Annotated in this window: 10 protein-coding genes and 2 pseudogenes; 6 read left to right on the plus strand and 6 right to left on the minus strand. The window is 69.0% G+C overall.

Features of this window, described 5'->3' with window-relative positions:
- Positions 1-648 (minus strand): annotated as a pseudogene (locus R1101_RS0108715) (acetyl-CoA acetyltransferase); the annotation flags it as partial.
- A 100-nt stretch (positions 649-748) separates the two neighbouring features.
- Here R1101_RS0108715 and R1101_RS0108720 point away from each other — a divergent pair.
- From R1101_RS0108720 to R1101_RS0108740, 5 genes are all read left to right on the plus strand, one after another.
- The gene (locus R1101_RS0108720; RefSeq protein ID WP_016933055.1) at positions 749-1,357 is read left to right on the plus strand and encodes a TetR/AcrR family transcriptional regulator; all 609 of its coding nucleotides are present in this window, start codon (positions 749-751) and stop codon (positions 1,355-1,357) included.
- 136 nt (positions 1,358-1,493) lie between these two features.
- Entirely contained in the window at positions 1,494-1,976 is a 483-nt protein-coding gene (locus R1101_RS0108725; protein WP_016933056.1) for a nuclear transport factor 2 family protein, read from the plus strand.
- A gap of 14 nt (positions 1,977-1,990) precedes the next feature.
- Positions 1,991-2,425: a VOC family protein gene (locus R1101_RS0108730; protein ID WP_016933057.1), complete on the plus strand. Its 435-nt coding sequence runs from the start codon at positions 1,991-1,993 to the stop codon at positions 2,423-2,425.
- A 33-nt stretch (positions 2,426-2,458) separates the two neighbouring features.
- Positions 2,459-3,145 (plus strand): pyridoxine/pyridoxamine 5'-phosphate oxidase, encoded by a 687-nt coding sequence (locus R1101_RS0108735; RefSeq protein WP_016933058.1) that lies wholly within the window; start codon positions 2,459-2,461, stop codon positions 3,143-3,145.
- A 17-nt stretch (positions 3,146-3,162) separates the two neighbouring features.
- A complete protein-coding gene (locus R1101_RS0108740) occupies positions 3,163-4,203 on the plus strand; it encodes an enoyl-CoA hydratase/isomerase family protein (RefSeq protein WP_026003048.1) in 1,041 nt (346 codons plus the stop codon).
- 24 nt (positions 4,204-4,227) lie between these two features.
- Here the strand turns inward: R1101_RS0108740 and R1101_RS0108745 are convergent, their stop codons facing one another.
- Together R1101_RS0108745 and R1101_RS0108750 are read right to left on the minus strand one after the other, a co-directional pair.
- A complete protein-coding gene (locus R1101_RS0108745; RefSeq protein ID WP_371053611.1) occupies positions 4,228-4,833 on the minus strand; it encodes a hypothetical protein in 606 nt (201 codons plus the stop codon).
- Between the two features lie 101 nt (positions 4,834-4,934).
- Entirely contained in the window at positions 4,935-6,644 is a 1,710-nt protein-coding gene (locus tag R1101_RS0108750) for a peptide chain release factor 3 (protein ID WP_026003050.1), read from the minus strand.
- Between the two features lie 205 nt (positions 6,645-6,849).
- On the opposite strand from R1101_RS0108750, the pseudogene R1101_RS26200 reads away from it, so the two are divergent.
- Positions 6,850-8,486, plus strand: a pseudogene (locus R1101_RS26200) (fatty acyl-AMP ligase).
- A 9-nt stretch (positions 8,487-8,495) separates the two neighbouring features.
- Here the strand turns inward: R1101_RS26200 and pth are convergent.
- From pth to R1101_RS0108775, 3 genes are all read right to left on the minus strand, one after another.
- The gene (pth, locus tag R1101_RS0108765; protein ID WP_016933065.1) at positions 8,496-9,068 is read right to left on the minus strand and encodes an aminoacyl-tRNA hydrolase; all 573 of its coding nucleotides are present in this window, start codon (positions 9,066-9,068) and stop codon (positions 8,496-8,498) included.
- 93 nt (positions 9,069-9,161) lie between these two features.
- Positions 9,162-9,770: a 50S ribosomal protein L25/general stress protein Ctc gene (locus tag R1101_RS0108770; protein WP_016933066.1), complete on the minus strand. Its 609-nt coding sequence runs from the start codon at positions 9,768-9,770 to the stop codon at positions 9,162-9,164.
- Between the two features lie 240 nt (positions 9,771-10,010).
- Entirely contained in the window at positions 10,011-11,189 is a 1,179-nt protein-coding gene (locus R1101_RS0108775) for an aminotransferase class V-fold PLP-dependent enzyme (protein WP_016933067.1), read from the minus strand.
- Positions 11,190-11,254: the final 65 nt, after the last annotated feature.

The raw sequence follows: 11,254 nt of genomic DNA on the forward strand, positions 1-11,254 counted from the left end.
ACGTCGCTCCGGGCTCCAGGATGCCGGGTTCTCGGCGGCGAACTCCGAGAAGGCGGCGTACAGGGTCGCCGACCAGTCGAGCGATTTCTCGCGGGAGTGCCCGAGATCGTGACTGAGCCGGTTCTCGAACAGTGGGTAGACCCGCGTGGGGACGATCATGCCGGCACGCTGCATCGCTGGGCTGCCGAGATCCTCGCTGCCGATCGGTGTGGGGCCGCCCGGAGCGGTGGTCCATCCGAGCGCGGCCGGATCCGTTCCGGCCTTGTACGAGTTGGTCACCGAGGCCTGCGCCTCGCCGCCGACGAGCAGCGCGACGGTGCTGGTACCCGCGGCGATGTCGTGGCCGATGCGGTCGAGCAGGGCCGCCGGCCAGTGGCCGCCGATCGGGCTCGTCGACGTGTGCCGGGGTGCGGCGCCGAGGCGTTCGGCGAGCAGACCCGGCAGGTCGTCGTAGTCCCAGCTCGCGGTCTTGATCGCGTGGATGGTGTCGATCCGCGTCGCGAGATCGGCACCGGTGTCGGCGATTGCGGCGAGGGTGGCCTCGTGGATGAGGTCGAGCGGTTCACGCGGGTCGGCGGGCGCACCGGCACGGCCGGAGCGCAGGTCGCCGACGCCGATCACGACGGGAACCCGGGTGGGGTCGGTCATGGTGTTCCTTCGGTCTGCTCTGGGGGAGGAGGGCGCCGCCAGCTTAATGCGGACTGTTTCAGTCTGTAAATCGAGGAGTGGTCTGGCACACTTACCCGACGTGACCGAAGTACCCGCCCCGCGGCGCCGCGGCCGTCCTCGCGACGCCGATCTCGAGGACCGCGTGTTCGACGCCGTGCTCGAGGTGTATTCCGAAACGAGCTGGCGTGGCTTCACGCTCGACGCCGTCGGGCGGCGTGCGCGGGTGGGTCGCGCCGCCCTCTACCGCCGGTGGTCGAGCAAGGACGACCTTCTGGTTCAGGCGCTGGAGGCGCGTAGCCCGCTGCCCGTCCCGATCGACACCGGCGCGCTCCGATCGGATCTCGTCGAACTCGCCCGGCAGCTGTTGCGCGGCTACCGGACCACCCCCGGTCTGGTGAGCCTGCGCGTGGCACTCGACGCCCGCGCCCATCCCGAACTGCTCGCCCGGCTGACCCTCACGCTCAACCGCAGCCGCGTACTCGCGGCCCGCACGATCGTGCACCGGGCCGTCGAGCGCGGCGAGCTCCCCGCCGACACCTCGGCGACACTACTGCTCGAGATGGTCACCGGCACCGTGCTCAGTCACGCCCTGTTCGCGTTGACGACGCCGGACCAAGGCGTCGACGTCGAGTACGCCGAACTCGTCGTCGACGCGACCATCCGCGCACTGCGCCGTCCGGAGCAGTGACCGAGGAGTGCTCCCGTGACCGAATCGCGACCGAGTGAGACCTGGTAACAGTGTGATTCCTGCCGTCTGCACAGGTCTTCCGGGCTAGCCTGGAATTCGAATACTCGCAGAGGGGGGTCCCAATGGGAGGCCGACGATGGATGTGCAGGCGGTAGCGGAGATCACGCGGCTCAAATACCGTTATGCGCGAGCGCTCGACACGAAGGACTGGGACGAACTCGCGAACACTCTGACCCCCGACGCGCACGCCGTCTACGGAGAGCATCTCGTTTTCGACTCGCGCGACGCCTTCATCGGTTTCCTCGAGAACACGCTGGGCACACGTCTGATCACGGAGCACACATGCTCCCATCCCGAGATCGACATCGCCGACGACGGCCGCAGCGCCACCGGGGTGTGGTTGTTGTCCGACACCGTGATCATCCCCGAGGACGGGATGCTGTTGCGCGGCTCGGCCTACTACCACGATCGCTACAGCCTGGACGACGACGGATGCTGGCGGATCAGCCGCACCGGATATCAGCGGAACTGGGAGACGGTCACATGCATGGGCGACTCCACGTCGGTCCGGTTGACCACCAACCGGTGGGCGATGCTGCAGCAGCCGAAAGCGTCCTGAGAAGGCGCGGCGAGATGTTCTCCGAAGCCTCCGGTGGTTTCCCGCGCCCGGGTGCGCTGCCCTACCTGACGGTGCCGCGGGCGCACGACGCGATCGAGTGGTACACCCGGGTCTTCGAGGCCTCGCTGACCGCCGAGCCGGTCGTCATGGACGACGGTCGTGTGGGCCACGCCGAGCTCCGGTTCCCCAGCGGAATGATCTATCTGGCAGACGAATTCGCGGAACTCGGACTCACTGCGCCGCAGGAGGGAGCGGTCTCGGTGAGTCTGATGCTCGAGGTGGCCGACACCGACGCCGTGCTCACTCGCGCCCGGCTGGCCGGTGGTTCGGTCGAGAGGTGGATCAACGAGGCCCACGGCCATCGCAACGCCACCCTGCTCGACCCTTTCGGGCATCGCTGGATGCTCGTCGGTCCGTTGACCGGCAAGCTCCCGCCCCCTCGGGAGTGAACCGCCCCCGTCCCGCACCGGTACCATGCGGCGATGAGCGAGATCGCGCGTCGCAGTGAGTTTCCCGACACCCGCGGCTGGATCCGGGCGTTGCCCGCCCTTGCGGCGTCCGAACCAGTGGCGTCCGCGTCGTCGTTCGATCCGGCACCGACGCCGCAGGAAACCTTCCTTCGATGGCTCACCGACGCCGTCGAGGCCGGCATCGCCGAGCCGCACGCCGCGACCCTGTCGACCGTCGACCCGTCCGGGATGCCCGACGCACGCACGCTGCTGATCAAGGACGTCACCGACGACGGCTGGTGGTTCTCCGGCGACGACCGCTCGCCGAAGGGGCGCCAGCTCGAGACGACGCCGGCCGCCGCGCTCACCGTGTACTGGCGTGAACTCGGCCGGCAGGTCCGCGTGCGTGGGCCCGTCCTGGTCGGCTCACCGGAGGTGTGTGCCCGCGACTTCCGGGAACGGTCGGTCTTCGCCCGCGCCGTGGCGTCCACGGGCCGCCAGAGCGAGGTCCTTGCCGAGCCCGCCGAGTACGACCGTCTCGTGCAGGAACGTCTGACCGCGCTCGAACACGATCCCGAGTTCGTCTCACCGCACTGGACCGCGTGGTGCGTCGCCGCCGGGACCGTGGAGTTCTGGCAGGCGGATCCCGGCCGGCGGCACCTGCGTCATCGCTACCGGCGGAAGGGGGATCGATGGGTCGCCGAAGAACTTCATCCGTGACCGGTAGGCTCCCGCCCGTGAACGAGTCCTTCATCCGCACACGCGTCGCCAACGGAGTCGGCGAAGTGCAACTCGACCGTCCCGGTGCGCTCAACGCGCTCGACCGGTCGATGATCCGCGACGTCCGTTCGTCGCTTCTCGCCTGGCGCGACGACCCGGCCGTCACGGCAGTGCTGGTCACCAGCACGTCCGACCGTGCGTTCTGTGCCGGTGGCGACGTCAAACCGGTGCGTGAGGTGGCCCTGGAAGGACACTTCGACACCGTCCGGGAGTACTTCGCCGACGAGTACCGTCTCGACGAACTCGTCGCCACCTACCCCAAGCCTTATCTCGCGGTCCTCGACGGCGTCACGATGGGCGGCGGCCTCGGCATCTCGGTGCACGGCGCGGTGCGTGTCACCACCGAGAAGACCACCATGGCCATGCCCGAGACGGCGATCGGGTTCGTCCCCGACATCGGGTCCAGCCATTTCCTCCCGCGACTGCGCGGCACCACGGCGCGCTGCGACGCGGTGGGGATGTATCTCGGTCTCACCGGTGCCCGTATCGATGCCGGCGACGCGCTGGCCGTCGGCCTGGCCACGCACTACGTGCCCAGCGCACGCATCGACGATTTCACCGACCGCATCCGCGCGGGCCGGTGGCGCGACGCCCTCGACGAGTTCGTCGAACCGACTCCCGAATCGTCCCTGGCGCAACGCTTCCCCGACATCGAGATGGTATTCGGCGACGGGACGGTGCTCGATATGGTGAGCCGCCTCGACGTTCTCACCGACATCGACGCGAGGTGGGCCGAGCAGACCCGCACGGCGCTGCGGTCGTTGTCGCCGACGAGCGTGTGGGCCACGGCCGAACTGATGCGCCGCGGTGCGGAGAGCACCCTCGAGGAGTGTTTCGCCCGCGAACTCGACGTGGCCGTGCGGGTCGCCGCGACCCCGGACTTCGCCGAAGGCGTGCGCGCCGTCCTCGTCGACAAGACCCGCGATCCGCGCTGGTCGCCTGCGGCTCTCGAGGATGTGGACCCGGTGGCGATCGCCGCTCTGTTCGGCGACCGATAAGCCCGCCCGGCTGCTCTGTTCGCTCTAGCGGGCGCGGCGCTGCGGTACCTGCAGGTCGACGACGATGGGCTGCCCACCGAGAGTCGCGTGGATCTCCGGCTTCTCGAGACCGCCGGCCAGCAGGTACTCGCCGAGCAGCGTGAGCAGTTCGTCGTCGTCCGCTATCGGGTCGCCGTGCGAGCCGGTGTTGCGCGAGTCGCGCGAGGTCAGTTCGTTCTGTGCGAGTCGCGCGGCGATGCGCACCGACGCCACGCCCATCGAATTGCGCCGCGACAGGACCGGGCTCGGCGCGGTGACGGTGCCGAGGCTCTCGGTGGCCGTCGTCGTGGTAGTGGCGGGCCCACTCGCGGAGCCGTTCGTGCCGGTGCTGCTCACCAGGGTCGTTCCTTCCTCGGAATTGCCGGCGCCCACCCCGCCGGCCGGGTCACCTTCGAGCGACGATGCGTCCCTCGTGCGGTGTGTTCCGGTATCCGGCGTACTCGTCAGTGGGGTACTGCTCGGGAGGGGAGTGCTCGGCAGCGGGTAGACGAAGGTCCCCGAGCGCTTCGCGCGTCCGGATCGTCTGCTCGCATCCGCCGTCCTACCGGACGGCCGGTCCTCGCCGGCTGCGGCCGGTACGTCGTCGTTCATCGACACAACTCCTGATTCCACCCGAATACGTCGGATCGACGGAAGGGAAAGTATCAGTAAAATCCGCTGGACGCACTACCCGCCCGGTATCGCCGGGACGCTCAGTCGGTCGCGGCGACGAGCGGTTCGAGGGTCAGTTCCGGCATCTCCTTGAGGATGTACTGCAGCCGCCACTTGTCGCTGACGAGCGCGAGGAGTACACCGTCCGACCGGGTGAACACCTCGATGCCGCGCTGGCGGTTCAATTCGTCGGCCGAGGCCGCGTCGGTGCGACGCGCGAGCGTGTAACCGAGGTTCTCGATCCTCGGATCGACGTTGTATTCGGCCTTCATCCGCGCGGCGACCACCTCGAACTGCATCGGACCCACGGCCGCCATCACCGGCGACGCGTCGCCGCGGATGTCGTTGCGGAGGATCTGCACGACACCCTCGGAGTCGAGCTGGTCGACGGCCTTGCGGAACTGCTTGTACTTCGAGGCGCTCTCGGCCCGCAGGATCGCGAAGTGCTCGGGGGCGAACGAGGGGATCGGCGGGAACTCCACCTTCTTCTCGACGTAGAGGGTGTGGCCCGGCGCCAGCGCGGTGGCGTTGACCAGACCGACGACGTCGCCGGGATAGGCGTTCTCCACCGTGGAGCGTTCGCGGCCGAAGACGGTCAGCGCGTACTTGGTGGCGAAGGGCTTTCCGGTCTGCGCGTGCGTGACCACCATGCCGCGCTCGAAGACGCCCGACACGACACGCATGAACGCGAGCCGGTCGCGGTGGGCGGTGTCCATCCCTGCCTGCACCTTGAACACCACGGCGCTGAACGGGTCGTCGACCTCGCGGGGCGTCTCGTCGACGGTGACGCGGGCCCGCGGCGGCGGTGCGAGCGTGACGAGGGTGTCGAGGATCTGCCGCACGCCGAAGTTGAGCATCGCCGACGCGAAGATCACCGGCGAGGTCTGTCCCGCGAGGAACATCTCCTGATCGTGGTCCTGACCGTTGGCCGAGAGCAGTTCGGACTCCTCGGCGGCCTCGACCCAGGTGTCGCCCTCGAGAGCGAGCGCCTCGTCGGCGGACAGATGCTCCTCGGGTGCGATCCTGGCGCCACCGGCGGTGCGGGTGAACTTGATGTACTCGGCCGGGGCGCCGTCCTCGCCTCGACGCAGCAGACCGCGGAAGTCACCGGCGATGCCCACGGGCCAGAACAGGGGGGTCGGCGTCAGGCCGATGCGCTCGTCGATCTCGTCGAGCAGCTCCAGCGGCGTCCGGCCGGGGCGGTCCCACTTGTTGATGACGGTGACCACGGGGATGCCCCGGTGGCGACACACTTGGAACAGCTTCAGGGTCTGCGGCTCGAGACCCTTCGCCGCGTCGATGAGCATGACGGCGGCGTCGACGGCGGTGAGGACCCGGTAGGTGTCCTCCGAGAAGTCGGAGTGGCCGGGGGTGTCGACGAGATTGACGACGTTGACGATCTCGTCGTCGGTGCCCGCGACATCCGAGCGCGTGTAGTTGAACTGCAGGGCGGTGGAACTGACGGAGATGCCGCGGGCCTTCTCCATCTCCATCCAGTCGGAGACCGTCGACTTGCGGCCGGCCTTGCCGTGGACCGCACCGGCCTCGGAGATGACCTTCGCGTGCAGGGCGAGCGCCTCGGTGAGCGTCGACTTACCGGCATCGGGGTGCGAGATGACGGCGAAGGTGCGTCTGCGCTCGGCTTCGGCACGGACCTCCTTCGCGGATGCGGGCTTCGGGGCGCCGGAAGACTGCGCAGGCTCCATCGTGCCGGTGGATTGACTGTCGGCCGAAGCGTGCGGGGTGCTCAACGGGAAAAACCTCTCGAAGGGGGCAGGGAGTAGGGGCGCTATCGCCGCCGACTCGTTCATGTTACTCGGCGATTCGGTGTCGATTTCCGCCAGATTCGATCACGTTTCCCGAAGGTGGCCCCATGCCCACCCCTCGGAGGCGCACGCTGATGTGCAACTACCGGATCTTGATCGAGGTCGTGCACCACCGGACGAGGAGCGGGTCGTGAGCAGATTCACCGAGGAGATGTATGCGACGGCGGAATCGGACTCCGGGGCTCTGGTCACCGGCGAACCGGATGCGCCGCTGCGGCAGAACTGGGGACTGATCCACCGGCAGGCCCGCCGTATGGCCGGTGCCCTGGCTGCCGCAGGTATCGGCCCCGGCGACTCGGTGGGTGTCCTCGCAGGACAGCCCGTGGACATCGCCCCGGTCTGCCAGGCGGTGTGGATGCGCGGCGGCAGTGTGACGATGCTGCACCAGCCCACCCCGCGGACCGATCTGCAGTCGTGGTCGCGCGACACCGAGGTGGTCCTGCGGATGATCGACGCACGCGCCGTCGTCCTCGGCGCACCCTTCGAGATCGCGGAGTCGCTGCTGCGCGAACGGGGCATCTCCGTCGTCACCGTGGAGCGGATGCGGGAAGGAAATCCGGTCGATCCCGTGGACACCGCGGAATCGGACATCGTGCTGCAGCAACTCACCTCCGGGTCCACCGGTTCGCCGAAGGCGGTGCGGATCACGCACGGCAACTTCTACGCCAACGCGACGGCGATGATGGACCGCGTCAAGTTCTCGCTCGACGACGACGTCATGGTCAGCTGGCTGCCGTTGTTCCACGACATGGGCATGGTGGCCTTCCTCAGCGTCCCCATGCAGGTGGGTGCGGAGGTCGTGTCGGTGACGCCGCTGGATTTCCTCCGCTCGCCGATCCTGTGGGCGGAACTGATCAGCAAGTACCGCGGAACCCTTACGGCTGCACCAAATTTCGCGTACTCGCTGCTGGCCCGGAAGTTGTCGCAGGCGCCCGACGGCTCGCTCACCTGTCGTCGATGCGCTGGATGTGGAACGGCGCCGAGCCGGTGGACCCCGACACGATGGAGGCGCTCGCGGACGCCGGTGAGCGATTCGGTCTCGAACCCTCGGCCCTCGCCCCGTCCTACGGGATGGCCGAGACCACGCTCGCGGTGTCGGTCCCCGATCCGGGGCGGGGGATGGTGCTCGACGTGGTGGATCCCGACCTGCTCGAAGCAGGTGGGATGGCCGTGCCGAGCACCCGTCCCCACGCGCGCCGTATGCCCACTCTCGGGCGTCTCGTGGCCGGTCTCGAGGGGCGCGTCGTCGACCGCGACGGGCAGGTGCTGCCGCCCCGCGGTGTGGGCATCATCCAGTTGCGCGGCGAGGCCGTCACGCACGGCTATCTCACCGTGGACGGACCCGTGTCCGCGCAGGACGCGCAGGGCTGGCTCGACACCGGCGACGTGGGCTATTTCACCGAGGAAGGGCTCGTGGTGGTGTGCGGCCGGGTGAAGGACGTCATCATCATGGGCGGCCGCAACATCTATCCCACCGACATCGAGCGAGCGGCGGGGACCGTCGAAGGGGTGCGTCCCGGCAACGCCGTGGCCATCCGGCTCGACGCGGGGGACAAGCGCGAATCGTTCGCGGTGGCGGTGGAGACCAAACTCTCCGACCGCCCGGAGGAGGTGCGCCGCATCGAACACGACATCGTGCACGCGGTGGTCGCCGAGGTGGGCGTGCGGCCCCGCACCGTCGCGGTGCTCGGGCCCGGCAGTATCCCGAAGACCTCCTCGGGCAAGCTGCGTCGCGGTACGTCGCTGGCGCTGCTGACACGCGCCTGACGCGCACCGTCAGTGGATGCGGTTCTGAGCACCTTCGAGGCCGAGCTTCAGGAGCAATTCGACGGCGTCGGCCCCTTCCTCGCACCACACGTCGAGTTCCTTGCGTTCGGTGGCCGAGAACGGCTTGAGCACGAAATCGGCGGGATCCTGCCGGCCGGGCGGGCGACCGATGCCCATCCGCACCCGCAGGTAATCCTTGGTGCCGAGCGCCGACGAGATCGACCGCAGGCCGTTGTGCCCGTTCTCGCCACCGCCGAGCTTGAGCCGGATCGTCCCGAAGTCCAGGTCGAGTTCGTCGTGCACGACGATCACGTTCGCGGGCTCGACCGAGAAGAACTTCGCCAGGGCGGCGACCGGCCCACCGGACAGATTCATGTAGGTGCGGGGTTCGGCGACGATCACCTGCCGGCCGTCGAGCCGGGCCTGCACGATGTCGGCGTTGCTGCGCTTGTGCGCGGAGAACTTGCCGCCGACGCGTCCGGCCAGCACGTCGGCCACCATGAATCCGATGTTGTGCCGGGTGTTCTCGTACTTGGGCCCGGGGTTGCCGAGACCGATCACGAGCGCGGTGTCGTCGCCCACGTGCAGATCCTTCCGTGCATTCGAACGACGTGCGGCGCGCCATCCCGGGGGATGACGCGCCGCACGAGTGACTTACCGGGAGCCGGTGATGGCTCAGGCCTCCTCGGAGGCCTCTTCGGCCGCCGCGTCGCCCTCGGTGCCCTCGAGGGCACCGGCGGAGGGAGCCTCGACGATGTTCACGAGCAGCAGCTCGGGATCGTCCTGGAGGGTGGAGCCGGCGGGCAGCTCGACGCCACCGGCCAGGATCTGGGTGCCGGGCTCGGCGCCCTCGATGGAGACGACGATCTCCTCGGGGATGTTCAGGGCGTCGGCCTCGAGCTTGATGGTGTTGACCTCGTTGACGACGAGGGTCGCCGAGGCCGGCTCGCCGCGGAGGACGACGGGCACCTCGACGGTGACCTTCTCGCCCTTCTTCACGACCAGCAGATCGGCGTGCTCGATGTAGCGGCGGATCGGGTGGACGACGACCGACTTGGTCAGCGCGAGCTGCTCGTCGCCGTCGATGTCGAGGGTGAGGATGGCGTTGGTGCCGTGGGCACGCAGCACGGCTGCGAACTCGAGGTCGGGGAGGCCGAGGTGCCGGGGCTCGGTGCCGTGGCCGTAGAGGACGGCGGGGACCTGGCCGGCGCGACGGGCGCGGCGTGCGGCACCCTTGCCGAACTCGGTGCGGACGCTGGCTACGAGACGATTCTCGTCGGACATGATGTGACGGCTCCTACGCTGGTGGCACTTCGTGGTCGGGTGTTCTCGAACGAACGGATCCGACACGTGCGACCGGGGAGCACATTGCTTCCGTCGCAGCCGCGTCGATCACGGTGATCCAGCGATATTGCGGTTCACCCTCGCCGAGACAACTCGAACCACATTACCGGACGACATCGAGCCGGGACAAACAGCCCTGTCGTCGACCCCGGTGCCGAGCAGCGCGTGACCGGCGCGGCTTCACGAACGGACGAGGTCGTGCACCGCGCCCAGGAATCTGTCGACGTCGGCGGGGGAGACGAAATAGTGCGGTGACGCCCGCACCACCGAATGCAGATCGCGCGCGGTCATGTCCAGCAGGGTCGAACTGCGACCGCTGACCGTGACCGTCACCGACCGCTCGGCCAGGGCGTCGCGGACCTCCCGCGGGTCGCGTCCGTCCACGGTGAACGAGACGATGCCGCTGTGCCGCTCACCGAGGTCGGTGACGGTCACGCCGCCGATGCCGGCGAGCCCGTCGCGCACGTGCCCGGCGCGATAGGCCACCGCCTCGGCCACGGCGTCCACCCCCAGCTCGAGGAGATAGTCCACGGCTGCACCGAGCCCGAGCCGGGCTGCCACCCCGGCCTCCCACATCTCGAAGCGGGCGGCGTCCGGCGCGAGCTCGTAGCTGTCGGGCGAGGTCCACGAAGCGCTGTGCAGGTCGAGCACCGCCGGTTCGAGTTCGGTCACCAGCCGCGGCCGCACGTAGAGGAAGCCGGTGCCGCGGGGACCGCGGAGCCACTTGCGTCCGGTGCCCGACAGCGCGTCGACGTCGAGTTCGGGCACGCTCACCGGTAGCTGTCCCACCGACTGGCACGCGTCGAGCAGTACGAGCGCACCGACCGCGTGCGCGGCGTCGGCGACCTCCCGTACGGGATTGACCAGTCCGCCGTTGGTGGGGGCGTGGACGACGGACACGAGTCGCACGCGTTCGTCGAGCATCCCCTCGAGTGCCTCGACGTCGAGGCGACCGGACGGATCGGACGGCACGACCTCGACGGTGGCGCCGGTGGCCCGCGCGCGCTGCAATGCGGCGATCGCGTTCGCGGCGTACTCGGCCTGCGAGATCAGGATGCGGTCGCCCGGTCGCAGCGGCACGGCGTAGAAGAACGACGTCCACGCCCGCGAGGCACCGTCGGACAGCGCGATCGAGGTCTCCGGTACGTCGAACAGGCGACCGAGCGAGGTCTTCACGGCGGTCAGGTCGTCGAGTTGCTCGTCGGCCGCCACGTACCCGCCGACCTCGGCCTCACGGCGCAGATGCGCGAGCATCGTGTCCAGCACCGGCGTCGGGGGCAGGGACGATCCCGCGCTGTCGAGGAAGACCCGGTCGAAACATCCCGGTGTGTCGCGTCGAGCCGCCTGCAAGTCCAGCACGGACCCGCACCTCCTTCTGCCGACCGTATCGTCGCGGTCGAGCCTGCCCGCTGGTGTCCGTTCGC

This window comes from Rhodococcus sp. R1101 (assembly GCF_000278445.1).
Lineage (GTDB): Bacteria > Actinomycetota > Actinomycetes > Mycobacteriales > Mycobacteriaceae > Rhodococcus > Rhodococcus gordoniae.

What these genes read in the sequence shown, in the direction of transcription:
- R1101_RS0108725 (WP_016933056.1), top strand. Translation starts at nt 1,494, where the DNA reads ATGGATGTGCAGGCGGTAGCGGAGATCACGCGGCTCAAATACCGTTAT.
- R1101_RS0108730 (WP_016933057.1), top strand. Translation starts at nt 1,991, where the DNA reads ATGTTCTCCGAAGCCTCCGGTGGTTTCCCGCGCCCGGGTGCGCTGCCC.
- R1101_RS0108735 (WP_016933058.1), top strand. Translation starts at nt 2,459, where the DNA reads ATGAGCGAGATCGCGCGTCGCAGTGAGTTTCCCGACACCCGCGGCTGG.
- R1101_RS0108745 (WP_371053611.1), bottom strand. Translation starts at nt 4,833, where the DNA reads ATGAACGACGACGTACCGGCCGCAGCCGGCGAGGACCGGCCGTCCGGT.
- R1101_RS0108770 (WP_016933066.1), bottom strand. Translation starts at nt 9,770, where the DNA reads ATGTCCGACGAGAATCGTCTCGTAGCCAGCGTCCGCACCGAGTTCGGC.